General features: G+C 71.6%; 29 protein-coding genes, 1 pseudogene and 1 riboswitch. Of the genes and pseudogenes, 17 read left to right on the forward strand and 13 right to left on the reverse strand.

The window, feature by feature from the left end; all coding sequences use genetic code 11:
• Positions 1-26 precede the first annotated feature (26 nt).
• The 4 genes from AC5WRT_RS10815 to bioB all read right to left on the reverse strand — a co-directional run bounded on the left by AC5WRT_RS10815 (position 27) and on the right by bioB (position 4,085).
• On the reverse strand, positions 27-716 hold the full coding sequence (locus AC5WRT_RS10815) for a class I SAM-dependent methyltransferase (protein ID WP_496092762.1): 690 nt from the start codon (positions 714-716) through the stop codon (positions 27-29).
• A gap of 148 nt (positions 717-864) precedes the next feature.
• Positions 865-1,581, reverse strand: coding sequence for a dethiobiotin synthase (gene bioD / locus AC5WRT_RS10820; protein WP_496092763.1), 717 nt, complete (start codon positions 1,579-1,581; stop codon positions 865-867).
• A 1-nt stretch (position 1,582) separates the two neighbouring features.
• Entirely contained in the window at positions 1,583-2,881 is a 1,299-nt protein-coding gene (locus tag AC5WRT_RS10825; RefSeq protein WP_496092764.1) for an adenosylmethionine--8-amino-7-oxononanoate transaminase, read from the reverse strand.
• Positions 2,874-4,085 carry a biotin synthase BioB gene (bioB, locus tag AC5WRT_RS10830; protein WP_496092765.1) on the reverse strand — a complete coding sequence of 404 codons (1,212 nt, stop codon included), beginning with the start codon at positions 4,083-4,085 and terminating at the stop codon, positions 2,874-2,876. The genes AC5WRT_RS10825 and bioB overlap by 8 nt, the downstream gene beginning before the upstream one ends.
• 147 nt (positions 4,086-4,232) lie before the next feature.
• On the opposite strand from bioB, the gene AC5WRT_RS10835 reads away from it, so the two are divergent.
• The gene (locus AC5WRT_RS10835) at positions 4,233-5,360 is read left to right on the forward strand and encodes an 8-amino-7-oxononanoate synthase (RefSeq protein ID WP_496092766.1); all 1,128 of its coding nucleotides are present in this window, start codon (positions 4,233-4,235) and stop codon (positions 5,358-5,360) included.
• A gap of 91 nt (positions 5,361-5,451) precedes the next feature.
• Here AC5WRT_RS10835 and AC5WRT_RS10840 read toward each other — a convergent pair whose 3' ends face one another.
• Positions 5,452-5,673, reverse strand: coding sequence for a DUF397 domain-containing protein (locus tag AC5WRT_RS10840; protein WP_496092767.1), 222 nt, complete (start codon positions 5,671-5,673; stop codon positions 5,452-5,454).
• Positions 5,674-5,682: 9 nt separating this feature from the next.
• A complete protein-coding gene (locus AC5WRT_RS10845) occupies positions 5,683-6,543 on the reverse strand; it encodes a helix-turn-helix domain-containing protein (RefSeq protein WP_496092768.1) in 861 nt (286 codons plus the stop codon).
• Between the two features lie 213 nt (positions 6,544-6,756).
• Here AC5WRT_RS10845 and AC5WRT_RS10850 point away from each other — a divergent pair, with 213 nt between their 5' ends.
• On the forward strand, positions 6,757-7,194 hold the full coding sequence (locus tag AC5WRT_RS10850) for an ATP-binding protein (RefSeq protein ID WP_496092769.1): 438 nt from the start codon (positions 6,757-6,759) through the stop codon (positions 7,192-7,194).
• 247 nt (positions 7,195-7,441) lie between these two features.
• Positions 7,442-7,591: a hypothetical protein gene (locus tag AC5WRT_RS10855; protein ID WP_496100161.1), complete on the forward strand. Its 150-nt coding sequence runs from the start codon at positions 7,442-7,444 to the stop codon at positions 7,589-7,591.
• Between the two features lie 6 nt (positions 7,592-7,597).
• Here AC5WRT_RS10855 and AC5WRT_RS10860 read toward each other — a convergent pair whose 3' ends face one another.
• The 3 genes from AC5WRT_RS10860 to AC5WRT_RS10870 form a co-directional block, all read right to left on the reverse strand.
• Positions 7,598-8,071, reverse strand: a complete 474-nt coding sequence (locus AC5WRT_RS10860) for a C40 family peptidase (RefSeq protein ID WP_496100162.1) — start codon at positions 8,069-8,071, stop codon at positions 7,598-7,600.
• Positions 8,072-8,074: 3 nt separating this feature from the next.
• Positions 8,075-8,204, reverse strand: a riboswitch (cyclic di-AMP (ydaO/yuaA leader).
• A gap of 462 nt (positions 8,205-8,666) precedes the next feature.
• Complete coding sequence (locus AC5WRT_RS10865; protein ID WP_496092771.1) at positions 8,667-8,972, reverse strand: hypothetical protein; 306 nt, start codon at positions 8,970-8,972, stop codon at positions 8,667-8,669.
• 7 nt (positions 8,973-8,979) lie between these two features.
• Positions 8,980-9,615, reverse strand: a complete 636-nt coding sequence (locus AC5WRT_RS10870) for an ATP-dependent Clp protease proteolytic subunit (protein WP_496092772.1) — start codon at positions 9,613-9,615, stop codon at positions 8,980-8,982.
• An 82-nt stretch (positions 9,616-9,697) separates the two neighbouring features.
• Here AC5WRT_RS10870 and AC5WRT_RS10875 point away from each other — a divergent pair, with 82 nt between their 5' ends.
• The 8 genes from AC5WRT_RS10875 to AC5WRT_RS10910 all read left to right on the forward strand — a co-directional run bounded on the left by AC5WRT_RS10875 (position 9,698) and on the right by AC5WRT_RS10910 (position 16,570).
• Positions 9,698-9,979: a type II toxin-antitoxin system Phd/YefM family antitoxin gene (locus tag AC5WRT_RS10875; RefSeq protein ID WP_496100163.1), complete on the forward strand. Its 282-nt coding sequence runs from the start codon at positions 9,698-9,700 to the stop codon at positions 9,977-9,979.
• A gap of 226 nt (positions 9,980-10,205) precedes the next feature.
• A complete protein-coding gene (locus tag AC5WRT_RS10880) occupies positions 10,206-10,508 on the forward strand; it encodes an urease subunit gamma (protein WP_496092774.1) in 303 nt (100 codons plus the stop codon).
• Between the two features lie 10 nt (positions 10,509-10,518).
• Positions 10,519-10,830 (forward strand): urease subunit beta, encoded by a 312-nt coding sequence (locus AC5WRT_RS10885; protein WP_496100190.1) that lies wholly within the window; start codon positions 10,519-10,521, stop codon positions 10,828-10,830.
• The gene (locus AC5WRT_RS10890) at positions 10,823-12,544 is read left to right on the forward strand and encodes an urease subunit alpha (protein WP_496100164.1); all 1,722 of its coding nucleotides are present in this window, start codon (positions 10,823-10,825) and stop codon (positions 12,542-12,544) included. Before AC5WRT_RS10885 ends, AC5WRT_RS10890 begins: the two co-directional genes overlap by 8 nt.
• Positions 12,545-12,554: 10 nt before the next feature.
• Entirely contained in the window at positions 12,555-13,229 is a 675-nt protein-coding gene (locus AC5WRT_RS10895) for an urease accessory protein UreF (RefSeq protein WP_496092892.1), read from the forward strand.
• A gap of 182 nt (positions 13,230-13,411) precedes the next feature.
• Positions 13,412-14,089, forward strand: coding sequence for an urease accessory protein UreG (gene ureG / locus AC5WRT_RS10900; RefSeq protein WP_496100165.1), 678 nt, complete (start codon positions 13,412-13,414; stop codon positions 14,087-14,089).
• Positions 14,086-14,853, forward strand: coding sequence for an urease accessory protein UreD (locus tag AC5WRT_RS10905; RefSeq protein WP_496092777.1), 768 nt, complete (start codon positions 14,086-14,088; stop codon positions 14,851-14,853). The genes ureG and AC5WRT_RS10905 overlap by 4 nt, the downstream gene beginning before the upstream one ends.
• A 148-nt stretch (positions 14,854-15,001) precedes the next feature.
• Positions 15,002-16,570 carry an alpha/beta hydrolase gene (locus tag AC5WRT_RS10910; RefSeq protein ID WP_496100191.1) on the forward strand — a complete coding sequence of 523 codons (1,569 nt, stop codon included), beginning with the start codon at positions 15,002-15,004 and terminating at the stop codon, positions 16,568-16,570.
• A gap of 83 nt (positions 16,571-16,653) precedes the next feature.
• Here AC5WRT_RS10910 and AC5WRT_RS10915 read toward each other — a convergent pair whose 3' ends face one another.
• Together AC5WRT_RS10915 and AC5WRT_RS10920 are read right to left on the reverse strand one after the other, a co-directional pair.
• Complete coding sequence (locus tag AC5WRT_RS10915) at positions 16,654-17,379, reverse strand: lysophospholipid acyltransferase family protein (RefSeq protein WP_496092778.1); 726 nt, start codon at positions 17,377-17,379, stop codon at positions 16,654-16,656.
• Positions 17,380-18,245: 866 nt separating this feature from the next.
• Positions 18,246-18,824 carry a TetR/AcrR family transcriptional regulator gene (locus tag AC5WRT_RS10920; RefSeq protein WP_496092779.1) on the reverse strand — a complete coding sequence of 193 codons (579 nt, stop codon included), beginning with the start codon at positions 18,822-18,824 and terminating at the stop codon, positions 18,246-18,248.
• 126 nt (positions 18,825-18,950) lie between these two features.
• Between AC5WRT_RS10920 and AC5WRT_RS10925 the strand changes: the two genes are divergently transcribed.
• The 3 genes from AC5WRT_RS10925 (at position 18,951) to AC5WRT_RS10935 (ending at position 20,341) form a co-directional block, all read left to right on the forward strand.
• Positions 18,951-19,445: a class I SAM-dependent methyltransferase gene (locus AC5WRT_RS10925; RefSeq protein WP_496092780.1), complete on the forward strand. Its 495-nt coding sequence runs from the start codon at positions 18,951-18,953 to the stop codon at positions 19,443-19,445.
• On the forward strand, positions 19,442-19,573 hold the full coding sequence (locus AC5WRT_RS10930) for a hypothetical protein (protein ID WP_496100166.1): 132 nt from the start codon (positions 19,442-19,444) through the stop codon (positions 19,571-19,573). Before AC5WRT_RS10925 ends, AC5WRT_RS10930 begins: the two co-directional genes overlap by 4 nt.
• 90 nt (positions 19,574-19,663) lie before the next feature.
• Positions 19,664-20,341, forward strand: coding sequence for a DUF2218 domain-containing protein (locus AC5WRT_RS10935; RefSeq protein WP_496092782.1), 678 nt, complete (start codon positions 19,664-19,666; stop codon positions 20,339-20,341).
• Between the two features lie 82 nt (positions 20,342-20,423).
• Here AC5WRT_RS10935 and AC5WRT_RS10940 read toward each other — a convergent pair.
• Positions 20,424-20,663: pseudogene (locus tag AC5WRT_RS10940) on the reverse strand (hypothetical protein); the annotation flags it as partial.
• A 176-nt stretch (positions 20,664-20,839) separates the two neighbouring features.
• Between AC5WRT_RS10940 and AC5WRT_RS10945 the strand changes: the two are divergent.
• The 3 genes from AC5WRT_RS10945 (at position 20,840) to AC5WRT_RS10955 (ending at position 23,839) form a co-directional block, all read left to right on the forward strand.
• A complete protein-coding gene (locus AC5WRT_RS10945; protein ID WP_496100167.1) occupies positions 20,840-21,304 on the forward strand; it encodes a hypothetical protein in 465 nt (154 codons plus the stop codon).
• A 127-nt stretch (positions 21,305-21,431) separates the two neighbouring features.
• On the forward strand, positions 21,432-22,562 hold the full coding sequence (locus AC5WRT_RS10950) for a PLP-dependent cysteine synthase family protein (RefSeq protein WP_496092784.1): 1,131 nt from the start codon (positions 21,432-21,434) through the stop codon (positions 22,560-22,562).
• Positions 22,559-23,839: an MFS transporter gene (locus AC5WRT_RS10955; RefSeq protein WP_496092785.1), complete on the forward strand. Its 1,281-nt coding sequence runs from the start codon at positions 22,559-22,561 to the stop codon at positions 23,837-23,839. The genes AC5WRT_RS10950 and AC5WRT_RS10955 overlap by 4 nt, the downstream gene beginning before the upstream one ends.
• Before the next feature lie 257 nt (positions 23,840-24,096).
• Here AC5WRT_RS10955 and AC5WRT_RS10960 read toward each other — a convergent pair whose 3' ends face one another.
• Positions 24,097-26,556, reverse strand: coding sequence for a SpoIIE family protein phosphatase (locus AC5WRT_RS10960; protein ID WP_496092786.1), 2,460 nt, complete (start codon positions 26,554-26,556; stop codon positions 24,097-24,099).
• Positions 26,557-26,669: the final 113 nt, after the last annotated feature.

The raw sequence follows: 26,669 nt of genomic DNA on the forward strand, positions 1-26,669 counted from the left end.
CGGACGGGGTGGCGCCGGGCCCGTGATCAGCGGACGTCCGGCTCTTCCGGGCGGCAGGCGACGCCGAGCGCGCAGTACGACGACGGGAGCACCGGACCGTCCTCGGGCATCATCACCTGCCGCTGGGGCCCGAGTGCGAACCCGGCCTCGCGCAGCGCGTCCAGCGGACGCCTGGACAGATGGCAGCCACCGGTCAGCGCGGGCCACAGTGTCCGGTCCAGGACGCGCTGGGTCAGCCGCATCGCCGTACCGCCGCCCTGCCCGTGCTCGAAGAACCGCACCTGACCGCCCGGTCTGAGTACGCGCCGCACCTCGTTCAGCGCCCGGGGCACGTCCCGTACGCTGCACAGCACCAGGGACAGCACCACCGCGTCGAAGGCCTCGCTCTTGACCGGCAACGCCTCCGCCGCGCCCGGCACCACGTCGACCGGGACCTGGGCGCGCAGCGCCGATTCCAGCGCCAACTTCCTGAGCAGCGGCTCCGGTTCGATCGCCACGACCTCGGCGACGGTGTCCGGATACCGGGCGAAATTCAGCCCGTTGCCCGCGCCGATCTCGATCACCCGCCCGGACAGCCCGGCGAGCAGTCGCTCCCGCACGCCGGCCATGCCCATCCGGGTCTCGGCGCTCGCGCTGAACCGAGCGTAGCAGCGGGCGAACAGGGGGTGGTGGACGGGACTCGGCGCCACTTTGGCGGAACCGGACAGCAGCCGCATGGCGAACCTCCCGGGGACGGCCTAGGGAAAGTGTCCCCCGTGCGGGGCCGCCGCATCCCCTGCCGGTCGGGGCCGAGTCAGCCGCCCTCCAGCCGGCCGAGCCGAACGGAGGGCGGGCGGGGCCGCGGGCCCTGGCGGGGCGCCTCGACTACGGTGCGACCCGTACCCGGAACGCCTCCGCGTCCCAGGTCCCGTCCAGCCGCGCTGCCAGCCAAGCCGGTGCCGCCCGGCGGAAGTCGGCCGGTGGCAGCGCGCCCGCCCCCGAGGGGATCGCGCCGAGCAGCGGGGCTTCGGCGACCTCGGGCAGGTCCGTCACGTTGCAGCGCGTGGCCAGGTCGGGGGAGTCGGGCCAGCTGCCGATGACCACACCCGCCAACTCCAGATCACGGCGGCGCAGCTCACGGGCGGTCAGCTCCGTGGCGTTGAGGGTGCCCAGGCCGGCTTGGGCCACCACCAGAACCGGTGCGTCGAGCAGCCCCGCCACGTCGGCCAGGGTGCCGCCGTCAGCGTCGAAGCGGACCAGCAGTCCGCCCGCGCCCTCCACCAGCACCAGATCGTGCTCGGCGGCCAGCTTGGCGGCGCGGTCGGCCACCTCGCGCGGGTGCACCGGCGCCCTCCCGGCCCGCCGTGCGGCCGTGCCCGGCGCCAACGGCTCGGGATAGCGGGCCAGCTCGTCGGCCCTGACCGGTCCCGCGAGCCGCGCGACCTCGTCGGCGTCCCCGCGCTCGTCCGGCCGCACGCCCGTCTGCGCCGCCTTCAGCACGGCCACCGAACGCCCGGCCGCGAGCGCGGCGGCGGCGACGGCGGCCGTGGTGACGGTCTTGCCGACCTCCGTGCCCGTCCCCGTGATCACCAGTACCGTCATCTCATCCCTCCCGCGCCGCGGCGCACACCGCGCGCGCGATCCTCGCCACGTCCTCGTCCGACGTGATGTACGGCGGCATCGTGTAGACCAAGTCGCGGAAGGGCCGCAGCCACACGCCCGCCCGAACGGCCGCCGCGGTGGCCGCCGCCATGTCCACCTCGTGGTCGAGCTGGACGACGCCGATCGCGCCGAGGACGCGGACATCCCGTACGCCGGGCAGCTCACGGGCCGGCGCGAGACCCTCGCCCAGACCCTGTTCGATCCGCTTGACCTCGGCCCGCCAGTCCTGGCCCAGCAGCAGCTCGACGGAGGCGCAGCCCACGGCCGCCGCGAGCGGGTTGCCCATGAAGGTCGGGCCGTGCGCGAGCACCGGCACCTCGCCCCGCGAGATGCCCTCGGCGACCCGCGCGGTGCACAGCGTGGCGGCCAGCGTCAGATAGCCGCCGGTCAGCGCCTTGCCCACGCACATCACATCAGGAGCGACGCCCGCGTGCTCCGCCGCGAACAGCGCCCCGGTGCGGCCGAACCCGGTGGCGATCTCGTCGAACACCAGCAGCACGTCGTGCGCGTCGCACGCCTCGCGCAGCACCCGGAGGTAGGCGGGGGAGTGGAAGCGCATGCCGCCCGCGCCCTGCACGACCGGCTCCACGACGACCGCGGCCACCTCGTCCGCGTGACGGGCGATCAGCTCGCGCAGCTGGTCCGCGTACGACTCCTCGTACGCGGCCGGCGGCGCGTCGGCGAAGACCTGGCGCGGCAGCACGCCCGACCACAGGGCGTGCATCCCGCCCTCGGGGTCGCACACGGACATCGGATTCCAGGTGTCGCCGTGGTAGCCGCCCCGCCAGGTCAGCAGCCGCTGCTTGCCGGGCCGGCCGAGCGAGCGCCAGTACTGCAGGCACATCTTCACCGCGACCTCGACCGACACCGAACCGGAGTCGGCCAGGAAGACGTGCTCCAGTCCTTTCGGCGACATGTCGACAAGGTGCTTCGCGAGGCGGACGGCGGGCTCGTGGGTGAGTCCGCCGAACATCACGTGGCTCATCCGCCCGAGCTGGTCGCGCGCCGCCTCGTTGAGGACCGGGTGGTTGTAGCCGTGGATCGCCGACCACCACGACGACATGCCGTCCACGAGGTCGCCCGAGCCGTCGGCGAGACGCAGCCGGACACCGCTCGCCGACTCCACGACGAGCGGTTCGGCACGTCCGGGCATGGGGCCGTACGGATGCCACACGTGCCGCCGGTCCAGCTCCAGCAGGTCGGACAGGCTCAGGCGGGACGGAGCCGGCCGGTCAGGCATTGGGCGCGAGGTCCGTTCCGGCGCCCCGGCGGCGGACCGCCACCAGGTCGGTGCGCGGCTCCTGCGCGGCCGGTGCGACCGCCGTACCGCACACGCCGGCCGTCCCGCAGACGTCCGCGCCCTCGTGCGAGCCGCAGCCGTCGTGGGCGCCGCAACCCTCGTGCGAGCCGCAGACCGACCCGTGGCCGGCCGCCGCCCCGGTCCGGTGCTCCGGCAGCGTCACCTCGCCGGCGCCCTCCACCTCGAAGCCGGCGTCGGCGATCATCTCCAGGTCGGCCTTGCCCGCCTGGCCCTCGCTGGTCAGGTAGTCGCCGAGGAAGATGGAGTTGGCCAGGTGCAGCGCGAGGGGCTGCAGGGTGCGCAGATGGACCTCGCGGCCGCCCGCGATCCGGACCTCCACGTCCGGGCAGACGAACCGGACCATGGCGAGGATCCGCAGGCAGCGCTGCGGGGTGAGGTTCCACTCCTTGGCCAGCGGGGTGCCCTCGAACGGGATGAGGAAGTTCACCGGGACCGAGTCCGGGTCGAGTTCGCGCAGCGAGAAGACCACGTCGACCAGGTCCTCGTCGCTCTCACCCATGCCCGCGATCAGACCGGAGCAGGCGGACAGCCCGGCCGCGTGCGCCTTGTTCACCGTCTCCACCCGGTCGGCGTAGGTGTGGGTGGTGGTGATGTCGCCGTACGTGGACTCGGAGGTGTTGAGATTGTGGTTGTAGGCGTCCGCGCCCGCCTCGCGCAGCCGCTCGGCCTGGCCGTCGGAGAGCAGGCCGAGGCAGGCGCACACCTCGACGTGCTCGTTCTGCTCCTTGATGGTGCGGATGGTCTCCGAGACGCGGTCCACGTCCCGGTCGGTCGGGCCGCGTCCGCTGGCCACCAGGCAGACCCGCTTGGCGCCGCCCGCCAGACCCGCGGCGGCCGCCGCGGAGGCCTCGTCGGGCTTGAGCCAGGTGTACTTCAGGATGCCGGCCTTCGAGCCGAGCCGCTGGGAACAGTACGAGCAGTCCTCAGGGCACAGGCCCGACTTGAGGTTCACCAGATAGTTGAGTTTCACCCGTCGTCCGAACCAGTGCCGGCGCACCTTGCCGGCCGCGGCCACCACATCGAGCAGGTCGTCGTCGGAGGTGGCCAGAACGGCGAGCGCTTCCTCGCGGGTCGGCAGCTCGCGCCGAAGCCCCTTGTCCACCAGCGTGTTCAGCAGGTCCATGAGGTCCGATCCTGTCCTACCGGACCGCTCCGGGCCAAGGAGAGTTTGCACAACGGAGACGGTTCACCGTGTGGGTATTGCCACACCTCGGGTGACCCGTCGTGCCGCTAAGGTCTGTCCGCTACCTACAAAAGCACCGGAGGACCCATGGCGTTCGGCTGGATCGACGAGCAGGCCGAGGCGCGCCGCCGCGCCGGACTCGTGCGCACCCTGCGCCCGCGCCCCGCCGACTCGCCGCTGCTGGATCTGGCGAGCAACGACTACCTGGGCCTCGCCCACCACCCCGAGATCACCGAGGCCGCGGCCGCCGCCGCCCGGACCTGGGGCGGCGGCTCCACCGGCTCCCGGCTGGTCACCGGCACCACCGAACTGCACAGCGAGCTGGAACGCGAGCTGGCCGCCTTCTGCGGCTTCGAGGCGGCCCTGGTCTTCTCCTCCGGTTACGCCGCCAACCTGGCCGCGGTCACCGCGCTCGGCCCGCACGGCTCCTTGATCGTCTCCGACGCCGGCAACCACGCCTCCCTCATCGACGGCTGCAGGCTGGCCCGGGGCGAGCGGCAGGTCGTCGGGCACGCCGACCCGGAGGCGGTGCGCAAGGCGCTCGCCACCCACCAGGGGCCGGCCGTCGTCGTCTCGGACACCGTGTTCTCGGTCGACGGGGACGAGGCGCCACTGGCCGCGCTGGCCGCGGCGTGCCGGGAGCACGGCGCGGGTCTGGTCGTGGACGACGCACACGGGCTCGGGGTGCTGGGCGACGGCGGCAGGGGAGCGCCGTACGCGGCCGGGCTGGCCGGCGCCGCGGACGTGGTGGTCACGGCCACTCTCTCCAAGTCCCTGGGCAGTCAGGGCGGGGTGGTGCTCGGGCCGCGGCGGGTGATCGAGCACCTCGTCAACGCCGCCCGGACGTTCATCTTCGACACGGGGCTGGCACCCGCGGCGGCCGGCGCCGCGCTCGCTGCGCTGCGGCTGCTCGTCCGCGAACCCGAGCGCGCGGCGCGCGCCGGCGCGGTGGCCACGGAACTGCACGCACGGCTGACCGCCGCGGGTCTGGAAGCGGTGCCTCCGGACGCCGCGGTGGTCTCCGTGCGAGCCGCGTCCCCGGAACAGGCGGTGCGCTGGGCGGCCGACTGCCGGACCGCCGGTCTGGCCGTGGGCTGCTTCCGTCCTCCTTCCGTGCCCGACGGCATTTCACGGCTGCGGTTGACCGCCCGTGCGGACCTGTCCGGGGCCGAGATCGAACGCGCTGTACGAGTGATCGTCGAAACGCGACCATGAGTCGGCGTGACACGGCCGTGCTTCGCGTATGGATGATGGCGTGTGAGGGGTCCTGGGGTCGCTTCCGAGCACGTGTGCGATCGGGGGCGGTTCAGAGGGCGGTCAGGAAACCGGCCCAGCTGTCGGTGGAGAAGAGCAGCGCGGGTCCGGCCGGGCGCTTGGAGTCGCGCACGGCGAGCAGCCCGGCCCCGGGGCCGGAGCGCGGCCGGGCCGTCTCCACGCAGTTGTTGGCTCCCGTGCTGTAGCTGCTGCGCAGCCAGCGCACGTCGTGCAGGTCGGTACTGGCAGGGACGTTCCGAGGCAGGGCTGACATGGTGCCTCCTTACGCGCCGTCACCTATCCCGGCGATGTAATCCAACGTGTCCTCGGGTGAAAGGGCGTGCATCCGAAGGGTGTCGAAGGCCTCCGAGTAGGCCATGAGGTCTTCTTTCCGCTCCAGGTAGAGGCTACTCGTCAACTGGTCAAGAACAACCACGTCCAGATCGGAAGTGCTCGGAAATGAGAAAATAACGAAAGGCCCGGTGAGGCCGACATGCGCCCCGGCGTCGAACGGCAGTACCTGGAGACGGACTTGGGGAAGCCGGGCCGCCTCCGTCAGCCGCTCCAGCTGCCGGGCCATCACCTCGGGGCCGCCGACCTCGCGCCGCAGCACCGCCTCGTCCAGCACCGCGCTCAGCACCAGCGGGGGGTCGGCGCGCAGCACGTCCTGCCGGGCCAGCCGCACCTCCACCAGCGCGTCCAGGCCCTCCTCGTCCAGGTTCTTCACGGCCGCCCGGGTCACCGCGCGGGCGTACTCGGGGGTCTGCAGCAGGCCGGGCACGACCGTGGTCTCCAGGGTGCGCATCGCGCTCGCCTGCGACTCCAGGCTGATGAAGTCCCGGTACGTGGGCGGCAGCACCCCGCGGTAGGCGTGCCACCAGCGGTGCCGGCCGCCGGTGTCGTCGGAGCCCGCCAGCATCAGCAGAAGCTCGCGCAGTTGTCCGTCGTACACCTCGTAGGCGTCGAGGAGTAACCGCACATCCGCTGGTTTCACGCCGCTGGCACCGGTCTCGATACGACTGACCTTCGACTGGTGCCAGCCGACCAGCCGAGCCGCCTCACCGCTCGTGAGCCCGGCACCGGTACGCAGCGTGCGCAGTTCGGCACCCAGTTTGCGGCGGCGCACTGCCGGCCCGTTCTGCATGGGCTCCTCCTTACTCCTTCCGGACCGCCCGGATACGGTCTCGCGTAGGAGAGTTCACCGCTTCGAGCGACAGATATATGCATATCTTGGTGGATCGCTCCCCGTGACCGGCCCGGTGGTGGCAGGCTGACGAGCAAGCACCAGTCCGGGACCGTACTCGAACCATCCGCGCCGTGTCGGACTGCGGGCCCGTGGGAAAGGGACGACGTCGCCATGGCAGACCATCTGGAAGCATCCGTCACTCTGCCGAGCGATCCCGCCTCGGTCTCCGCGGCCCGCACGTATGTCGTGGGCACGCTCGCGGAGTGGGGCCTGCCGTCGGACACCGAGGTGGCCGACACAGTGCGACTCATCGTCTCCGAACTCGCCACGAACGCCGTACAGCACACCTTCGGTCAATCACCCACCTTCACGGTCGACATCGCCCTGGACTGCGACGAACACCTCCGCATCGGCGTGACGGACAGTCACCCGCGCTTCCCGAAGAGACTGCCCGCCGCCGTCCAGCAGGACAACGGGCGCGGCATGGTCATCATCCGCTGGCTCACCGCGGAGTGCGGCGGCAGGCTCCGTGTCCGCCCCACCCGTGAGGGCGGCAAGACGGTCTCCATCGAACTCCCCTGGATCGTCCCGGCGGAACGGTCCCACTAGGGCGTGTTTGGAAAGTGGCGTCGTCCGCCCGGAGGGCGGGGTCCGCGGCGTCTGGTGCGGTGCATCGCAAGGCGGAGGGTCGTCCTCGTACCGGGCGTACGTGGACGATCCCGACAACGCGGCGAGGTGCCGTGCCAGGCGTCGCGGACCAGACGGGACTTTCGAAACACGCCCTAGCCGGCCGACACGGCAACGGCAGCCTTCGGGCCGGGCCGGACGGGAGGTGTTGTTCTGGGGGAGGGCCGGTGTGGCGCCTGCGTGCTCCGTCGCCGTGCGCGCACACCGGGTCGGCTGCGCGCGCCGCCGGCCCCGGGCCGCCCGTGGGCTCCAGGCGGGCACCGGGGTGGCGCCGACGGTGCGCGGAGCGGCCCTGCTGCTGGAGCCGCTCCGGACCTGACAGGGGTCAGCTGACCCGGCCGTACCAGACGCTCCTGGTCCAGATCTTCTGGAGCCTCACCACGTCCCCGGTCCTCGGCGCGTGCCAGATCTTCCCGTGCCCGGCGTAGATGCCGACGTGGTAGACGTACGAGCCCGAGTGGAAGAACACCAGGTCACCGGCCCTGCGGCTGCCGGCGGAGATGTGGTGCGTCTTGTTGTACTGCGCGGCTGCGGTACGCGGCAGGCTCTTGCCCGCCTTCTTGAACGAGTAGAGCGTCAGCCCCGAGCAGTCGAACCTGCGCGGCCCGGTGGCCCCGTACTGGTACGGCGCCCCCTTCTTGGAGGCCGCGACCTGCAATGCCTTCGTCGCGAGGGTCGCTGCCGAGGCATCCGTGGCGAGGCCGGGGACCGCGATCGAGCCGCCGACGGCGGCGAGGGTGAGGGCCGAGGCCGTGCCGGCCCGGGCCATGAGCGACGGGACACGATTGAGCGCAGTCATGCGCAACCCTTCGTCAGCCGCCTGTGAAGGATGACCTGTCGGATTCGGGCTGGCGAAGTTGCCCGGCCGCGTTGCCGCGGCTTCACCCCAAGGGCTGCTCGTAACCTCCGCCCGGCTGCGGCGCACAGAGGGTTCTGTGACGCGCAGACGAACATCCGTTCCGGCGACCCGTCTTGCCTGGGTCCTCCACTCCTGCCGATCCACTCCTGTCGACCGGTCATCCGGGCGGCGGCAGGACTCGGCGTCCGCCCGGACCGCCCCGCCGCGGTGGCGGGGGCTTGTCGTCGGACGGGATCTTCGCCCACACCGGTCCGAAAATCCCAATGCATCCGGGAATTTGTGGCGTTGCTCACCACTCGCCCGTTCGGGTGGACCGGGCGATGTCGGACACCACGTCAGATCGCGGACGTAGCCCCGGACCTGGGACGATGCGCTTTCCCGCGAACTTCGGACCGGCGTGGAGCGCAAGTCGGGAGGCCCGGAGAACGAGGCGGATATACACCGGTCGGCGGTACGTCGTTCGGGCCGTTTCAACTCCCGTCCGGGCGGCACCCGTCGACACCCGGGTCCCGTCCGGCCGGGTCGGGCGTCCGGATCAGCCGCCGCCGTCCGGCGGGAGCGCGACGCGCGCGGTCCGGCGTTCACCGTCCAGCACCCGCAAAGCCCGTGCCAGCGTGTCCCCGTACAGCTCCGTCTCGCCCCGCCGGTGCATCAGCGCGAGGGCGTCACGCAGCTCTGCCGCCTTGCGCACCAGGGCCTGGGCCGCACGCAGTCCGCGATAGGTGTCGCCACCGTGCGCGGGATTGACCCGGCCCAGCAGGTCGGCGGCCTCCAGGTAACGGTCGATCAGGTCGCCCTCGGCGCGCGTGAGTGCGGGCAACGGCGGCAGGTCCGGAAGCATCGGCGGCTCACCTCGCGTCCGCTGCACCCGGGGTGCTCCGCCGGGTGGGCACGATGGCGTCCACCAGGCCGTAGGCCACCGCCGCGGGGGCGTCCAGGACGAGGTCCCGCTCCAGGTCGCGGTGGACCTGCTCGGCCCTGCGCCCGGTGTGCCGTACCAGCATCTCCTCCGTCAGCGCGCGGATCCGGGCCAGTTCCTCGGCCTGGATGAGCAGGTCGCTCGGCTGGCCCTGCACCGGCTCGGCGAGCTGGGGCTGCGAGAGCACCATGCGCGCGCCGGGCAGGGTGAACCGCTTGCCCGGCGCTCCGGCCGCGAGCAGCAGCGCGGCCTGGGAGGAGGCCTGGCCCAGGCAGTAGGTCGCCACGTCGCAACTGACGTAGCGCATGGTGTCGTACACCGATGTCAGCGCGCTGAACGTACCGCCGGGCGAGTTGACGTACAGCGTGATGTCCCGCTCCGGGGCCGTGTGTTCGAGGTACATCAGCTGCGCCATCACGTCGTTCGCGGCCGTGTCGTCCAGCGGGGTGCCGAGGAACACGATCCGGTCCTCGAACAGCCTGCCGTAGGGGTCGAGCGTGCGGACGGTGCCGCCGGCGCGCTCGGTGAACTCGGGCAGGACATGACGGGCGAACGCTCGGGACATGGAGGGACCCCTTCTCATCGCGGCCTCCGACGGGCTGCTTCTGTCAAAAATGTACAGGACGTACCTCACGTACGATGGGGGTATGGCCTACGAGATTCCGGTGACACAAGCCAGGGCTGAGCTCGCCGACCTGATCAATCGCGTGGTGTACGGCGGTGAGCGCGTCGTGGTCACGCGGCACGGCAAGCCGCTGGTCGCACTGGTCTCGGCCGCCGATCTGGAGCGGCTGGACGCCATCGAGGAGCAGGCCGGGGAGCAGCAGGTCGTCAGGTCGGTCTCGCGGGTCCGCGAGGCCGGTTCCGCCGCGCGCAAACGGCAGCGGTTCGGGATCGCCGCCGAGCACCGGGGCCCCGGCGTGTCCTGACGCGCGCGGGTATCGGCGATCCCATCGCGTGGTCATGAGAGCATCAAGGTCCGGTTAACGTCGCCGAAACTCCGGCGAACTAGCCTGCCGATCCACGCCACCAGGGGTTTGTCTGCCCGGATTGACGGCGATCCGGGGAATCGTCCGTGTGTTACACCTGTCCCCGTCGCGGTGGCTGCGGCAACCGGACCCCGCACGGTCCGGAGCAAGGACTGTGAGGTGGGACGTGCAACTGACCCCGCACGAGCAAGAGAGGCTGCTGATCCATGTGGCGGCCGACGTGGCCGAGAAGCGCAGGGCCCGCGGGCTCAAGCTGAACCACCCGGAGGCGGTCGCCCTCATCACGTCGCACATCCTCGAAGGTGCGCGTGACGGCCGCACGGTCGCCGAACTCATGTCCTCCGGCCGCGAGCTCCTCACCCGGGACGACGTCATGGACGGCGTCCCCGAGATGATCCACGACGTCCAGGTGGAGGCCACCTTCCCGGACGGCACCAAGCTCGTCACCGTCCATGAGCCGATCATCTGAGGGGGCCGCGGTGATTCCCGGAGAGATCCTGTTCGCGGACGGCCCCGTCGTGTTCAACGAGGACCGTGAGGTCACCCGCCTCACCGTCCTCAACGCCGCCGACCGGCCGGTCCAGGTCGGCTCCCACTACCACTTCGCCGAGGCCAACCCCGGCCTCGAGTTCGACCGCGCCGCTGCCCGCGGCAAGCGGCTGAACGTCGCCGCCGGCACCGCCGTGCGCTTCGAGCCCGGCATCCCCGTCGACGTCGAACTCGTCCCCCTCGCCGGCGCCCGGATCGTGCCGGGGCTGCGCGGGGAGACCGGAGGTGCCCTCGATGCCTGAGATCTCCCGCGGCGCCTACGCCGACCTCTTCGGCCCCACCACCGGTGACCGCATCCGGCTCGCCGACACCGATCTGCTGATCGAGATCGAGGAGGACCGCTCCGGCGGACCGGGTGCGTCCGGGGACGAGGCGGTCTTCGGCGGCGGCAAGGTCATCCGCGAGTCCATGGGTCAGGCCCGCGCCACCCGCGCCGACGGCACCCCCGACACCGTGATCACCGGTGCCGTCGTCGTCGACCACTGGGGCGTCGTCAAGGCCGACGTCGGCATCCGCGACGGCCGGATCACCGCGATCGGCAAGGCCGGCAACCCGGACACCATGGACGGCATCCACCCCGACCTGGTCATCGGCCCCGAGACCGAGATCATCGCGGGCAACGGGCGGATCCTCACCGCCGGCGCCATCGACGCGCACGTGCACTTCATCTGCCCCCGGGTCGCCGACGAGGCGCTGGCCTCCGGCATCACCACCCTGGTCGGCGGCGGCACCGGCCCGGCCGAGGGCTCCAAGGCCACCACCGTCACGCCCGGCCCCTGGCATCTCGCCCGGATGTTCGAGGCGATGGAGTCCTACCCGGTCAACGTCGGCTTCCTCGGCAAGGGCAACACCGTCAGCCACGAGGCGATGCTGTCCCAGATCCGCGGCGGCGCGGCCGGCCTGAAGCTGCACGAGGACTGGGGATCCACCCCGGCCGTCATCGATGCCGCGCTGACCGTCGCCGACCGGACCGGCATCCAGGTCGCCATCCACACCGACACCCTCAACGAGGCCGGGTTCGTGGGCGACACCCTCGCCGCGATCGCGGGCCGGGGCATCCACTCGTACCACACCGAGGGAGCCGGCGGCGGGCACGCGCCGGACATCATGACCGTGGTCTCGCAGCCGAACGTGCTGCCCAGCTCCACCAACCCGACCAGGCCCTTCACCGTCAACACCGTCGAGGAACACCTCGACATGCTGATGGTGTGCCACCACCTCAACCCGGCGGTCCCCGAGGACCTGGCCTTCGCCGAGTCCCGGATCCGGCCGTCCACCATCGGCGCGGAGGACGTCCTCCACGACCTCGGCGCCATCTCGATCATCTCCTCCGACTCCCAGGCCATGGGGCGCGTCGGCGAGGTGATCCTGCGTACCTGGCAGACGGCCCATGTGATGAAGCGCAGGCGCGGGGCGCTGGCCGGTGACGGACGCGCGGACAACCACCGGGTGCGTCGCTATGTCGCCAAATACACGATCAACCCGGCGCTCGCCCAGGGTCTCGCCCCAGAGATCGGCTCGGTCGAGACCGGTAAGCTCGCCGACCTCGTGCTGTGGGAGCCGGCGTTCTTCGGCGTCAAGCCGCTCCTCGTCATCAAGGGCGGGCAGATCGCCTACGCGCAGATGGGCGACGCCAACGCCTCCATTCCCACCCCGCAGCCGGTCCTGCCCCGCCCGATGTACGGCGCGATCGGCCGTGCCCCGGCCGCCAACTCGGTCAACTTCGTGGCGCCCCTGGCGATCGAGGACGGGCTGCCGGAGCGGCTTGGGCTCGGCAAGCGTTTCGCGGCGATTACGTCCACGCGCGCGGTGGCCAAGGCCGACATGCGCGAGAACGACGCCCGGCCCGATGTCCGGATCGACCCCGACAGCTTCGCCGTGCACATCGACGGGGAACTCGTCGAGGCCGTCCCGGCCGTCGAACTGCCCATGGCCCAGCGCTACTTCCTGTTCTGATGGGATCGTGATGTCACGGGCAGCGCTGCTCGTCCTGGCCGACGGCCGCTTTCCCGCCGGAGGGCACGCGCACTCCGGCGGGGCGGAGGCCGCCGTCAAGGCGGGCCGGATCACCTCCGCCGCGAGTCTCGAGGACTTCTGCCGGGGTCGTCTGCACACAGCAGGAGTCGTGGCGGCCGCGCTGGCCGCCGCTGCCGTACTCGGCGCGGATCCGGGGGAGTTGGACGCGGCGGCGGACGCGCGTACGGCGTCACCCGCCCTGCGTGCCGCCGCGCGGCGCCTCGGCCGACAGCTGTCGCGGGCCGCTCGGGCGAGCTGGCCGTGCGACGAACTCGACGCCCTGGCACTAAGGTTCCCGAAGGGGGCGCATCAGCCGGTGGTGCTCGGGTGCGTGGCGCGGGCCGCCGGTCTCGGCCCCGAGGACGCGGCGTACTGCGCGGCGTACGAGAGCGTGAGCGGGCCGGCGACGGCCACGGTACGACTGCTGAGCCTCGACCCGTTCGACGCGACGGGGGTTCTGGCGCGGCTGGCGCCCGAGCTGGACCGTGTCGTGGACCGGGCGGTGGAGGCGGCGCGAAGAGTGCGCGACGAGGGCGTCGAGGCGCTGCCGGCGGTGTCCGGGCCTCTGTCGGAGGTGTGCGCGGAGTGGCACGCGGGCTGGCCGATACGGCTGTTCGCGTCCTGAGAGGTTGTCGCCCCCGCCGCCCCTGCCCGTCCCGTCCCCGGGGGCTCTGCCCCTTCGACCCCGCCAGGGACTCTCCCCCCTGAACCCCCGACCGGTCCGAACGGCCTCGTCCTCCAACTCCCCGGAGGGGTAGCCCCGGACGGGACGATCGACGCCAACTTGGCTGAAATGGAGCCGCCGTCATGCACCTCGACCACACCCACACCGGCCCCGCCGCCCTCGGCGCGGACGCCCACCGGCCCGACGGATCGCGCCGGCCGCTGCGCATCGGGCTCGGCGGGCCCGTCGGGTCCGGCAAGACCGCCACCGTCGCCGCGCTCTGCCGTGCGCTGCGCGACGAGTTGTCGCTCGCGGTCGTCACCAACGACATCTACACGCGTGAGGACGCCGAGTTCCTCCTCCGGGAGGCCGTGCTGCCACCCGAGCGGATCACGGCCGTGGAGACGGGCGCCTGCCCGCACACCGCGATCCGCGACGACATCTCGGCCAACCTCGAGGCCGTGGAGGACCTGGAGGACGCGGTCGGCCCGCTGGACCTGATCCTCGTCGAGTCCGGTGGCGACAACCTCACCGCGACCTTCTCCAAGGGGCTCGTGGACGCGCAGATCTTCGTGATCGACGTGGCCGGCGGCGACGACATCCCGCGCAAGGGCGGCCCCGGCGTCACCACCGCCGACCTGCTCGTCGTCAACAAGACCGACCTCGCCCCGTACGTCGGCTCCGACCTCGCACGGATGGCCGCCGACGCCAGGACCCAGCGGGGCGAACTCCCGGTCGTCTTCCAGTCGTTGCGACTCGAGACCGGGATCGCCGACGTGGCCGGCTGGGTGCGCGGGCGGCTCGCCGCGTGGACGGCATGACAGCCACCGGTTTGCGGGCGGACGCCCGGATCGTCGCCCGCGCCGACGGCCGGGGCGGCACCGCGCTGCCCGTCCTGGAGAGCGACGGCCCGCTGGCGCTGCGCCGGGTCCGGTCCGGTGGCGCCGAGGCGAGGGTCATGGTCGTCGGCGCGATGAGCGGCCCGCTCGGCGGCGACCGTCTCTCGCTCACGGCGAGTGTGGCGGAGGGCGCCAAGCTGCACGTCGGCTCGGCCGCCGCCACCATCGCCCTGCCGGGCCAGACCAAGAGCGAGGCCCGCTACGACGTACGGCTCGACGTAGCCGACGGCGCCGAACTGCACTGGCTGCCGCAGCAGTTGATCTCAGTCCGGGGCAGTGCCCTGCACGTCACCACGCGGGCCGAACTCGCGGCCGGTGCCCGGCTCGTACTGCGGGAGGAACAGGTGCTCGGGCGGGTGGGGGAGGAGTCCGGGCGGCTCGGCAGCCGGCTCACCCTGCGGATCGCGGGGCGGACGGTGCTGGACCAGGAACTGGCCTGTGGGCCCGGGGCGCCGGGGGGCTGGGACGGTCCCGCGGTGCTGTCGGGACATCGTGCCATGGGCCAACTCATCGTCGCGCGAACGGAGTTCGGTCGGCATCCGCCCGGTCCCCAGGCGCTGGACGAGTGCGCCGCCCTGATGCCGCTGGCCGGTCCTGCGGTCCTGGTCAGCGCCGTGGCACCGGACGCCCTGCGGTTGCGGCGAGTCCTGGACGCCTCCCTGGCAAGACTCATGGGCCGAACATGACCATTCGTTTATCGGATTGGTAAAGATGGAAGGTGCCCCCTGTTCTCAGGCGGCTCACAGCCGAGAGGATCCCCAACTGACCACTCGCAGCGATCCTGATGTAGGGGGAGGGGCCCACTTGAGGCAGAACAGACCGAAGAGCCGTCTGATGGCGCTCGGTTCGGCCGGAGCACTCGTCACGGGCGCCCTGGTCGCCGGTGCCGTCTCGGCGCCCGCGGCCAGCGCCGCCGGCCGGCCCGCGCCGGACCGGGAGGCCAAGGGTGCCGAGACAGCCGTCGCCCGTGCCGCCAAGGCCGGCATCGACTGGCAGGACTGCCCTGCCGACTGGGGGCTGGCCAAGCCCATCCAGTGCGGCTGGGTCAGCGTGCCCGTCGACTACGCCCATCCGTACGGCAAGCAGATCAAGCTCGCCGTCGACCGCATCGGCAACACGGGGACCAAGGAGGAGCGTCAGGGCGCGCTCGTCTACAACCCCGGAGGCCCCGGCGGGTCCGGGCTGCGCTTCCCGACCCGTGTCACCAACAAGAACCCCGTCTGGGCGAACGTCGCCAAGTCCTACGACTTCGTGGGCTTCGACCCACGCGGCGTCGGGCACTCCGCCCCCATCTCCTGCGAGGATCCGCAGGAGTTCGTGAAGGCGCCGAAGACGGACCCGGTGCCGGACAGCGAGGCGGACAAGCTCGCCCAGCGCAAGCTGGCCCACGAGTACGCGGACGGCTGCCTGGAGCGCACCGGCCGGGCGATGCTCCAGCAGATGACCACGCCGAACACCGCCCGCGACCTGGACGTCATCCGCGCCGCCCTGGGCGAGAGGAAGCTCAACTACCTGGGTGTCTCCTACGGCACCTACCTCGGTGCCGTCTACGGCACCCTGTTCCCGGGCCACCTGCGTCGCATGATCGTCGACAGCGTGGTCAACCCCGCCCGCGAGAACATCTGGTACCAGGCCAACCTGAACCAGGACATCGCGTTCGAGGGCCGCTGGAAGGACTGGGAGGACTGGGTCGCCAAGAACGACGCCGCCTTCCATCTCGGCACCACCCGCGACGCCGTCCAGGCCAAGTGGCTTCAGCTGCGCGCCACCGCCAAGCAGAACCCCATCGGCGGGGTCGTCGGCCCGGCCGAGCTGATCTCCTTCTTCCAGAGCGCGCCGTACTACGACTCCTCGTGGGTGCCGGTCGCCACGGCGTTCAGCAAGTACGTCGCCGGTGACACCCAGGCGCTGGTCGCCGCCGCCGCCCCCGACATGTCCGACACGGCGGGCAACATCTCCGCCGAGAACGGCAACGCCGTCTACACGGCCGTCGAGTGCACCGACGCCAAGTGGCCCACCAGCTGGAGGACATGGGACCGGGACAACACCCGGCTCAACAAGGACTACCCGTTCATGACCTGGGCGAACGCCTGGATGAACCTGCCGTGCGCCACCTGGCCGGTCAAGCAGCAGAACCCGGTCGAGGTCAGGACCGGCAAGGGCCTGCCGCAGGTGCTGATCGTGCAGTCCACCCGGGACGCCGCCACCCCGTACGAGGGCGCCGTCGAACTGCACAGGCGGTTCCAGGGCTCCCGTCTGATCACCGAGAAGGACGCGGGCTCCCACGGTGTGACGGGCCTGGTCAACCCGTGCATCAACCAGCGTGTCGACGCCTACCTGATCGACGGCGAGCTGGACGGTGCGGACGTGACCTGCGGCCCGCACGCCACGCCCAAACCGTAACCGTGTTCCCGCGGTGACGAGGGGCGGCCGCACAGCTCGGCCGCCCCTCCTTCCGCGGACCGTGTACCGTTCGGCCGGGGTGTTCAGCTGAGCGGCGCCCTGGGGAACCGGCGCTCCCTGGCGCCCTTCTCCGCCGCCTGCCGCTCCTTGACGACGGCCGCGTACTCGTCGACGTACTCCTGCTCGGACAGGGCCAGGATGGAGTACATGATCTCGTCGGTGACGGCCCGCAGGATCGCCTTCTCCCCCTCCATCCCGGCATAGCGCGAGAAGTCGAGCGGCTTGCCGAAGCGGATGGTGACGGGGTGGATGTTCGGGACGACCTTGCCGGGCGGCTGGGCCTCGAAGGTGCCGATCATCGCGCACGGCACCACCGGCACGCCGGCCCGCAGCGCCATCACGGCCACACCGACCTTGCCCTTGTAGAGCCGGCCGTCGTGCGAACGGGTGCCTTCCGGGTAGATCCCGAGCAGCTCACCCCTGGCCAGCACCTTGAGGCCCTCCCGGATGGCCGCCCGACCGGCCTCCTTGCCCGAGCGGTCCACCGGGATCTGCCCGGCGCTGCGGAAGAAGAACGCGGTCAGCCGGCCCTTGAGGCCCGGGCCGGTGAAGTACTCCGCCTTGGCGAGGAAGGTGATCCGGCGCCCCAGCATCGCCGGCATCAGGAAGTGGTCGGAGAAGGAGAGGTGGTTCCCGGCGACGATCGCGGGGCCGGTGGCCGGCACGTTCTCCAGGCCCTCGATCCGGGGTCGGAAGGCCAGTCTCAGCAAGGGGCCCAGCAGCACGTACTTGAGCAGGTAGTAGAACACGGCTCACTCCTCACGTACCGGGTCCCCTTGGAACCGGCGTTTCCCCAGCTCAACTCATCGATGGCGGGCGCAGACCGATGTGCACCCGTCGTCATCCGTAGCCACGTTCGGTCGGTGTCATGCTGACCCTCTGCCGAGATGCCGGATGTTCCGTCAGGTGAGGCACCCACCGCAGGACCGCCGCAAGCAGGGCTCAGTACTTCGACCATCGGACCACCACCGACTCCAAGACCTCGACCTTGCAGAACCACACCCCGACCAAGAAGCCGACAGGCGAACCCACCCACACTCGGTGCGTGACTGCCGGCACACCCAACGACGACACCCCTGGCAGATCGAAGCCCATCTTGTCGGATTTCACTACGTCGGGCGCCGACTTCTCGCCCGCTCCTTGAGCGGACGTGACCTTTCCATACCGGCCGGATGTCCCAGGCCCAGACCGTGGCATCCGGCGGTACCGGAAGCAGGCGGCTTCGGCGAAGGCATCCCGCACTGGCGGGACGGAGCACAGGCCGTGCCGCTCCCGACCGGGTCGGCAATCGGCACCTTCGCGCGGGCGCGGACCGCACGGAGCCGCTGCCGGCCCGCTACGGCCACGCGAGGGCCTCGCGGGCCGGCTTGCCGCCATGAAGCCCGACTTGGCGTCCGTCGCCCAGGTGCAGGTGGTGAACTGTCTGAGCGCCTGCGAGCAGGCCGACGTCATCGTCGTACGGTCCGGGTAGTTACTCGGCGGACTAGCGAGTCAGCAGCAGTGATCGACCGGCACAATCCGCCAAGTCCCTTGCCGGAATGCACCGTTGCGACTCTCTCATCGACTGCACCGGCGCCCGTCGAGGTTTACGCCGAGTGCTTGCCGGCGCCTTGATTCAGCCCTCGGGGCGCAACCCTGCCAGGGTGACAGCGACGAGTCGGCGGACGGCTGCCTCGGAGGGCAGGCCACCTGCGGCGGTGAGGGCGTGCAGGCAGTAGCTCGCCAGTTCCTCCGGGGCGATGTCGTCGCGGAGTTCGCCGGCCTGGGCGGCCTCGGCCAGCAGGTCTCGGAACAGCTCGACGAGGTGCCGTTGCGCGGGGGCGATGTGCTCGGGGCGGTGCACGAGGGCCGCGAGCTCCTGGTTGCCGTGGCGCCCGCGGTGGTGGCACATGAACGCGTACTGCTCCAGCACCGCTGCCAGCCGCTCGCCCGCGCCGCCCGGCCGATCGCGGAGGTCGGTGAGCTGGCGCAGGTGGTCGGTGACGTGCCGGTCGTGGTGGGCGACCAGGATCGCCTCGACGTCCGGAAAGTACTTGTAGAGCGTCGCCCGCCCGATGCCGGTCTTCTCCGCGATCTGCGACATCGTCACCGACAGCAGCCCGCGCTCCGACACCAGCTCCCAGGTGGTGTCCAGGATCGCCTCACGCACCGTACGGCGGTGCTCTTCGATCGTCTCGTTCCACAGCTTCGGCACCCCGTCAGGATACGCGATGCCAAGAGCGCGACACTATGGATTGACAGAGACAGACTGTATCGATAAAGCTCGGTGGTGAAGCTCGAGCCGCAGAGCCGGGCGATCAACCTGCCAGGAGGCCCCCTCATGTCCGACACGCCCCCTTACCATCACCCCGGCGCCGGGAATCCTTGGCGCAGGCCCGATGGCCTGTACGCAGGCAGGCCGCCGTGGGACATCGGCCGTCCGCAGCCGGCCGTCCTGGCTCTCGCCGAAGCAGGCGCCGTCCAGGGCCGGGTGTTGGACGTGGGCTGCGGCACTGGCGAGCACGTTCTGATGGCCGCCGGTCTCGGCCTCGAGGCCACCGGTGTGGACCTCGCGTCCCGGGCGATCGACGCGGCCGAGGAGAAGGCGGGCGAGCGCGGCCTCACCGCGCGTTTCCTGCTCCACGACGCACGCCGCCTCGCCGGTCTCGGGGAGTACTTCGACACGGTGCTGGACTGCGGACTGTTCCACATCTTCGACGACACCGACCGATCCGCCTTCGTCAGCAGCCTCCGCTCCGTGGTGGGCGGGGAGGCCGCTACTTCATGCTGTGCTTCAGCGACCGGCAGCCGGGCGACCAGGGGCCACGGCGAGTGACCCGCGGGGAGATCGGCGCTGGGTTCGCCGACGGGTGGCGGATCGACTCCGTCGAACCCGCCACGATCGACATCACCACCGACCGGGACGGCATCCGGGCCTGGCTCGTAGCCGCCACCAGGATCTGAACCTCTCCCCGGGCCGGCCCCCTGCGCCGGCGGAAGAGTTCGTTGGCGCCCGTGTCGAGCGCCGTGCCCCGCGGTCCAGAAAGGAATCCCATGCCGACCGCCGAAGCCCTCGTCCCGACCGATCGGGCGAGTCGCTACCTCGTACAACTCTGCCGTCATCTCAGCCGGATGAGCGGGATGCGTCACCGGCCGCCCATCGCTCACGGCGGCGGTCAGACGCCGCCCGAGGTGCAGCACGTCGACTACTCCGACACCCGCGGGACCATCCGCTTCGCCCAGGGCCTGTGCACGCTGCGGGCCGCTCCGGACGCGCTCACGCTACGCATCGAAGCCGATGACGCCGATACCATGCAGCGACTCCAGAACGGCATCGCCGGACGCATCGAAAAGATCGGCCGCCGCGCCCAGTTGACGGTGACCTGGAGGCCGCTCCAGGCGCCGGAAGGCGCACCCGCCGAGACTGTCGGTACCACTGCCGTGCCTGCCGCGGGAGTCGTCAAGCGCCGAGGGATCGGCAGGGCGATAGGACTGGGCGCGGTCGGCGTCGTGGTCGTCGCCCTGCACCTGGGGGTGGGCGGAGACGTACTGGCTGCCTCGTCGTGGACCAGTTGGGGCGTCAACGCCATCCTGGCGATCGTCCTCCTGAAGCTTCTCTTCATGGGCGGCCATGTGGTCCTGGGCCGCGTCGGCATACGTGCCGTCAACCGCCGGCGACGGCACACCCTGCCCCACCGTCCGGCCGCGACGGACGCCCCTCCCGGACTCTGAGTCCGGCCGAACCGCCGATGGACCCGCTCGCGGAGATCGATCCCGGAACGAAGGGCCCGGCCTTTCGACCGGGCGCCCTGCATCAACGGTGCTGCCGACGTGCCTGCTTGAAGGACCGAAGGCGCAGGCTGTCGGTGACGACGAAGACGGACGAGAGGGCCATCGCCGCGCCCGCGACCATCGGCTTCAGCATGCCGAAGACGGTCGGCGGGAGGGCTGCGACGTTGTAGCCGAAGGCCCAGAAGAGGTTGCCCTTGATGGTGGCCAGGGTCCTGCGCGACAGCCGGATCGCGTCCGCGGCCACGCGCAGGTCGCCTCGCACGTGGTGACAGGGCGGAGGTGCTTCGTAGCGGGCGTTCTCGGACGCCGACGTGATCGCGGGCTCATTGGGCGAGGTTTCGTCGAGGAGCGTGGCCACGACGTGTCGCGGAATACAATAATTCACCCAAAAGTGAATCAAAGCTGCAATATGGTAATGAATTGCTTACGATCGGTCGCATGCCGCAGGAATGGTCGGCTGGCCGCGCTGGGAGGCGTACGCCGGCCCTCGTCATTCTCGTGGGCCTGACGCTGCTGCTCGTGGCCCACGTCGTCTCCTGCGCGCTGCACCACGCTGACGGCCACTCGCATACCACGACGCCGACCATGTCGATGACGAGCGAGGCCCATGGGCCGGACATCCCGGCGCTCGCGTTCCCCTCCGATTCTGTGGGCCGTTCGGCGGAGCACGACGCCGATGATCACCCCGACCACAACCATGCGTGCTGCGACCCGGCCGACCGGACCGCCGATCTTCGCGCGGCCACAGCAGCCCTGATCCTGGCCCTGCTGGTGCTCGCCCTCTCGCGTCGTGACCTGGTGAGCCCGCAGGGGCCCGACACGTTGTGGCGGGCCGGACCAGAGCGTCCGCCGGCCTGTGCCGGAGCCGACCTCCTGCGTCTCGTCTGCGTCAGCCGTACCTGACGGGCCACGCCCGGCCGCGCACCCCCGCTGTTCTCGGGGGGAACCAGCGTGCCGGGCCGTGCGCACGTCCCATACGGCACAGGCAAGGCGGCCCACGAAAGCCACCGGGCCGCAGAAGGACGACTTCATGAGCACAGCTCTGCGCAGCATCTCCTCGCGTGACATCAACTCCTTCCTCGCAGCACACGAACTCCCCGAACCGGCCGGAGCACCGCGCCGGTCACCGGCCGGCATGGTCGGCAACACGCCCGTCCTGTGGGTGGGGGAGCCCTTCAATCCGCCCGGGCGCGGTTTCTGGGCCAAGCTGGAGGGCGCCAATCCGGGCGGCCTCAAGGACCGCCCGGGCCTGTACATGGTCGCCGCCGCCCGTAAGCGCGGCGAACTGGCACCAGGCGCACCCGTCATCGAGTCCACCAGCGGCACCCTCGGCCTCGGTCTCGCCCTGGCCGGCATCACGTACGGCCATCCGGTCACCCTCGTCACCGACCCCGGCATGGAGCCGCTGATGGTGCACCAGCTGCGCGCCCTGGGCGCCCACGTGGACGTCGTCACCGAGCCGGCCGCAGTCGGCGGCTGGCAGGAGGCGCGCCGACAGCGGGTAGCAGAACTCCTCGCCCGCACACCGTCGGCCTGGTGCCCCGACCAGTACAACAACCCCGACAACGTCGCCGCCTACGCCCCACTCGCCCTGGAACTCACCATCCAACTCGGCCGGATCGACGTCCTGGTCGCCGCCGTCGGCACCGGCGGGCACTCGGCGGGCATCGCGCGCACCCTGCGCGCCGTCAACCCCGAGCTGAGACTCGTCGGCGTCGACTCGGTGCACTCCACCGTCTTCGGTCAGCCGGCGGGCCCGCGCCTCATGCGCGGCCTGGGCAGCAGCATCCACCCGGGAAACGTCGACCACGCGGCCTTCGACGAGGTCCACTGGGTGGCTCCCGGCGAGGCCGTGAGGACCTGCCGGAGGCTGGCCCGCGACCACTACACCAGCGGTGGATGGAGCGTGGGCGCCGTCGCCCTCGTGGCGAACTGGCTCACCCGTACACAGCCGGAGCAGACGCGTATCGTCGCGATCTTCCCGGACGGAGTGCACCGCTACTGGAACACCGTCTACAGCGACGACTACTGCCGCGCCCACGACCTGCTGGCCGGCGGGCCGGCCGCCGATCCGGACGAGATCACACGGCCCGACGAGCGGGTGGTCGAGCGATGGACTCGCTGCACCGACGTCACCGGGCCGGAGGTGACGGTGCGATGAAGTCCTTTGCCGCACAGTTCCGTTCGTTCAACGGATGCATTCGGCTGCTGATGGTCCAGCAGTTCACCATCAACACCGCCTTCTACATGCTCATGCCCTATCTCGCCGTACACCTGGCGAACGACCTGGGCATGGCCGCATGGGCGGTCGGCCTGGTGCTGGGGGTACGCAACTTCGCCCAGCAGGGCATGTTCCTGGTCGGCGGAACACTCGCCGATCGGCTCGGCTACAAACCCGTGATCGTGGCGGGCTGTGTGCTGCGCACCGTGGGCTTCGGACTCCTCGGATTCGTCGACAGCCTGCCCGCTCTCGCGGCGGCGTCCGCGGCGACCGGGTTCGCGGGGGCGCTGTTCAACCCGGCCGTCCGCGCCTACCTGGCACAAGAGGCGGGTGCGCGGCGGGTGGCGGCCTTCGCCGCCTTCAACGTCTTCTATCAGGCGGGCATGTTCGTCGGGCCGCTCGTCGGTCTCGCCCTGCTGGCCGCGGACTTCCGCCTGGTCTGCTCCGTGGCGGCCCTTCTGTTCCTCGCCCTGACCCTCGTCCAGCTGCGGCTGCTGCCCACCCGCAGCGGCACCCCCTCGGTCGAGCCGAGCGGCGTCCTGGCCGACTGGCGGACCGTCGTCCGCAACCGCTCCTTCGTCCTGTTCTCCTTCGCGATGATCGGCTCGTACGTGCTGTCCTTCCAGGTCTATCTGGCGCTGCCGCTCGAGGCCCACCGCGTGGCGCCCGGCAGCGGTGACGCGGTCACCACGGCCCTGTTCGCGGTCTCCGCCGCGGTGGCCGTGGTCGGGCAGCTGAGAATCACCGCATGGGCCCGGGCCCGCTGGTCGCCGCAGCGTGCCATGGTCTACGGCATCTCGCTGATGGGTGCTGCCTTCCTGCCCCTGGTGACGGCCAGTTCGACGGTCGACGGGGGGTCCGGACTCCTCGACTGGATCGTGACGCTCGGCCCCCTGCTCGTCTCGGTGGCCCTGCTCGGGCTGGGCACGGCCGCGGTGTACCCCTTCGAGATGGACACCGTCGTCTCCCTCGCCGACGGCCGGCTCGTCGCCACGCACTACGGTCTCTACAACACCGTCTCCGGCCTCGGCATCACCCTGGGCAACCTCACCACAGGTGCCGTCTGGGATGCCGCCAACGGTCTGGGCCACCCGGAACTGACCTGGTGGATGCTCGCCGCAACGGGTGCGCTCTGCGCCGGATGCGTCGCGCTGCTCGCCCGATCCGGTCGCTTGAACGCCACGCCGGAGCCCGAACCAATGGCGGTGGCCTCATGACAGCGAGCCCGACGGTGAGTTCGGCTGAAGAGCTCATTGCCGAGCGGGTGCCCGGCCCCGGAAACAGGGCACCCGTGTCGCCGACCACCGCGACGCGGCGCTGGTGTTCGCGGGCGGCGAAGCGCATGAGCCGTTGCCGGGTTGCCGGGGCCCGGGGTGCGGCAGGCATGGCCGGACATCGACAGCGCTGCCGCGCCTGGGGCGTGTGTACGTCCCTGGGGCACGCCCCCCCGCACGCGTCCTGTGCGCGCCTCGTGTCAGGTGGAAGGCTCCGTGAGGGACTGTTCGGCCCAGATGACCTTGCCGCCGGGGACGAAGCGGGTTCCCCAGCGCTTGGAGAACTGGGAGACCAGCAGCAGCCCGCGGCCGCCCTCGTCGGTGGCGCGGGGATGGCGCAGATGCGGTGCGGTGGCGCTGCCGTCGGAGACCTCGCACATCAGGGTCCGGCCCTTGATCAGCCGGAGCCGGACCGGGCTCTCCGCGTGCCGGATGGCGTTGGTGACCAGCTCGCTCACGACCAGCTCGGTGGGGAAGACCAGTTCCTCCAGCCCCCATTCGGCCAGCTGCCGGGCGGTCACCTTGCGGGCATCCGCGACCACGGACGGGTCGGCGGCCAGGTCCCAGTCCGCGACCTGGCCGCCGCCGAGCAGCCTGGTGCGGGCCATCAGCAGGGCCGCGTCGTCGTGCGGCCGGCTGGGAACCAGCGCGTCGACCACGGCCCGGCAGCACAGGTCGAGCGTGGCGGCGGGCTGTTCGAGGGCGACGCGCAGCCGGTCGCGGTCCGCGGCGACAGAACCGTCGCCGTCCCCGTGGGCCAGCAGCCCGTCCGTGTACAGGGCGAGCGTGCTGCCCTCGGCCAACACCAGCTCGACCGCCTCGAAGGGAGGCCCGCCCGTGCCGAGCTGCGGACCCTGCGGCAGGTCGACGAGGCTGACGGCGCCGTCGGGCAGGACGACGGCGGGCGCGGGATGGCCCGCGGTGGCCATCGTGCATCGCCCGTCGACCGGGTCGTAGACGACGTACACGCATCCGGCCCCCACCGCCTGGATGCCGGCGGCCGGCGAGTCCTCGGGCGGCACGCCCTCCTCCCGGGCCATCCGCCCCACCAGGTCGTCGAGGTGCGCGAGCACCTCCTCGGGCGACAGGTCCAGTGCCGCGAGGGTGTGCACAGCGGTGCGCAGCCGCCCCATCGCCGCCACGGCGTCGATGCCGTGCCCCGGCACTTCGCCCACGACCAGTGCCACGCGGGCACCGGACAACGGGATGAGGTCGTACCAGTCACCGCCGAGGCCGGTCAGCTCGTCGGCCGGCCGGTAGCAGGCGGCCACCTCCACCGCGTCCTGCCAGGGCAGCCGGCGCGGCAGCAGACTGCGCTGCAGGACCAGGGCCGCCTCCCGCTCGCGGGTGTAGCGGCGGGCGTTGTCCACGCAGACCGCCGCCCGTGACACCAGGTCCTCGGCGAGACTCAGGTCGTCGGCGTCGAAGGGCTCCTGACGGCGACGCCGGTAGAAGGTGGTGATGCCCATGGTGACGCCACGGGCGCGGACGGGCACGATCATCGCGCTGTGCAGGCCGAGCTCCCGGAAGGTCGCTCCCCGGCCGCCCGGAACGTCCGTCGCCCACGCCTTGCCCAGCGGGTCGAGGCGTTCCGCCCGCCAGGACCGGCCCGAGGTCAGACTGCGGATCGGTGGCGACCCGGCGAGATAGGTGGCGACCCCGCCGATCTCCACCACGGCCTCCGGGACCCCGGGGTTCACCGACCGGTGCCCGGTCCGCCGCAGCGGCACCACCTGGTCCGTGGCGTCCGGCGACTCGGGCTCCGCGCCGCGCAACACGGAGTCCAGCAGGTCCACGCTGACGAAGTCGGCGAAGCCCTGCACGGCGACGTCGGCCAGTTCCTGCGCGGTCCGCACGATGTCCAGGGTGCGGCCGATCTGCTCGCCGGCCCGGTCCAGCAGGGCCAGCCGCTGCCGGGCGCGGTGCCGGTCGGTGATGTCGACGACCGTGTAGTACACGCCCATCGGCCGGCCCAGGTCGTCCTCGAGACGGGTGAACGACATCATGTGCGCCGTCTCCTGGTGCGGTGCGGACCGTACCTGTCCCACGTGCTCGTACCCCACCACCGGCTGTCCGGTCCGCAGCACGTGCCGCATCTGTTCCTCGATGCCCGCGGTGTCGATGCCCGGCTGGATCTCGCCGAGCCGCTGCCCCAGCCGCTCGCGCGGGGAGCCTCCGCCGTACCGCTCCAGCGCCGCGTTCGCCCATACACAGCGCAGATCGGTGTCCACGATCGCTATGCCGATGGGGGAGCCGGCCACCATCTGCTCCAGCACCGCGCGGCCCATGTCCCAGCCGCGTGCCCCGGCCGCGTCGGAGACGAGAACCAGCCAGTGCGCGGCGCCGCCGGGTTCCGTCGCCGGGGTGATCCGCACCATCACCCGGACCGGCTGCCCGTCCTTGCGCCGGGCGGTCAGCAGCCCTGCCCAGCCTCCGTCCCGACGGCACCGCTCGGCCAGCCCGGGCGCCCGCGCGGCGTCGTCGGCGGACAGCAGGCCGGTCGCCTTGGTACCCACCACCTCGGCGGCCGTGTACCCCAGCAGATGCTGTGCCCCCCGCGTCCAGCTCGTCACCACGCCCTGGGCATCGAGCAGAAGAGGTGCGGCGTCGGCGACGTCGAACCGCCGCCGGGCGGCGTCCTGCTCCTCGTCAGTGCTCACGGCCGGCCTCTCTGTAGCTGAGAGTGGTCTACCCCCTCGTGGCTCAGTCCTCACCCTTCGGGCATCGGGCGGGACGCGCAAACGGGCCGGGGGGTGGCCTGCGGCCACCCCCC

This window comes from Streptomyces sp. NTD91 (genome assembly GCF_059510455.1).

Bases quoted from the DNA above. Each gene is read 5' to 3' on its own strand.
- AC5WRT_RS10910 (WP_496100191.1), top strand. From the start codon at position 15,002: ATGGCGCTCGGTTCGGCCGGAGCACTCGTCACGGGCGCCCTGGTCGCC.
- AC5WRT_RS10875 (WP_496100163.1), top strand. From the start codon at position 9,698: ATGGCCTACGAGATTCCGGTGACACAAGCCAGGGCTGAGCTCGCCGAC.
- AC5WRT_RS10955 (WP_496092785.1), top strand. From the start codon at position 22,559: ATGAAGTCCTTTGCCGCACAGTTCCGTTCGTTCAACGGATGCATTCGG.
- AC5WRT_RS10860 (WP_496100162.1), bottom strand. From the start codon at position 8,071: ATGACTGCGCTCAATCGTGTCCCGTCGCTCATGGCCCGGGCCGGCACG.
- AC5WRT_RS10865 (WP_496092771.1), bottom strand. From the start codon at position 8,972: ATGCTTCCGGACCTGCCGCCGTTGCCCGCACTCACGCGCGCCGAGGGC.
- AC5WRT_RS10850 (WP_496092769.1), top strand. From the start codon at position 6,757: ATGGCAGACCATCTGGAAGCATCCGTCACTCTGCCGAGCGATCCCGCC.
- AC5WRT_RS10815 (WP_496092762.1), bottom strand. From the start codon at position 716: ATGCGGCTGCTGTCCGGTTCCGCCAAAGTGGCGCCGAGTCCCGTCCAC.
- ureG (WP_496100165.1), top strand. From the start codon at position 13,412: ATGCACCTCGACCACACCCACACCGGCCCCGCCGCCCTCGGCGCGGAC.
- AC5WRT_RS10945 (WP_496100167.1), top strand. From the start codon at position 20,840: ATGCCGCAGGAATGGTCGGCTGGCCGCGCTGGGAGGCGTACGCCGGCC.
- AC5WRT_RS10825 (WP_496092764.1), bottom strand. From the start codon at position 2,881: ATGCCTGACCGGCCGGCTCCGTCCCGCCTGAGCCTGTCCGACCTGCTG.
- AC5WRT_RS10870 (WP_496092772.1), bottom strand. From the start codon at position 9,615: ATGTCCCGAGCGTTCGCCCGTCATGTCCTGCCCGAGTTCACCGAGCGC.
- AC5WRT_RS10935 (WP_496092782.1), top strand. From the start codon at position 19,664: ATGCCGACCGCCGAAGCCCTCGTCCCGACCGATCGGGCGAGTCGCTAC.
- AC5WRT_RS10895 (WP_496092892.1), top strand. From the start codon at position 12,555: ATGTCACGGGCAGCGCTGCTCGTCCTGGCCGACGGCCGCTTTCCCGCC.
- AC5WRT_RS10845 (WP_496092768.1), bottom strand. From the start codon at position 6,543: ATGCAGAACGGGCCGGCAGTGCGCCGCCGCAAACTGGGTGCCGAACTG.
- bioB (WP_496092765.1), bottom strand. From the start codon at position 4,085: ATGGACCTGCTGAACACGCTGGTGGACAAGGGGCTTCGGCGCGAGCTG.
- AC5WRT_RS10950 (WP_496092784.1), top strand. From the start codon at position 21,432: ATGAGCACAGCTCTGCGCAGCATCTCCTCGCGTGACATCAACTCCTTC.
- AC5WRT_RS10905 (WP_496092777.1), top strand. From the start codon at position 14,086: ATGACAGCCACCGGTTTGCGGGCGGACGCCCGGATCGTCGCCCGCGCC.
- bioD (WP_496092763.1), bottom strand. From the start codon at position 1,581: ATGACGGTACTGGTGATCACGGGGACGGGCACGGAGGTCGGCAAGACC.
- AC5WRT_RS10925 (WP_496092780.1), top strand. From the start codon at position 18,951: ATGTCCGACACGCCCCCTTACCATCACCCCGGCGCCGGGAATCCTTGG.
- AC5WRT_RS10835 (WP_496092766.1), top strand. From the start codon at position 4,233: ATGGCGTTCGGCTGGATCGACGAGCAGGCCGAGGCGCGCCGCCGCGCC.
- AC5WRT_RS10890 (WP_496100164.1), top strand. From the start codon at position 10,823: ATGCCTGAGATCTCCCGCGGCGCCTACGCCGACCTCTTCGGCCCCACC.
- AC5WRT_RS10840 (WP_496092767.1), bottom strand. From the start codon at position 5,673: ATGTCAGCCCTGCCTCGGAACGTCCCTGCCAGTACCGACCTGCACGAC.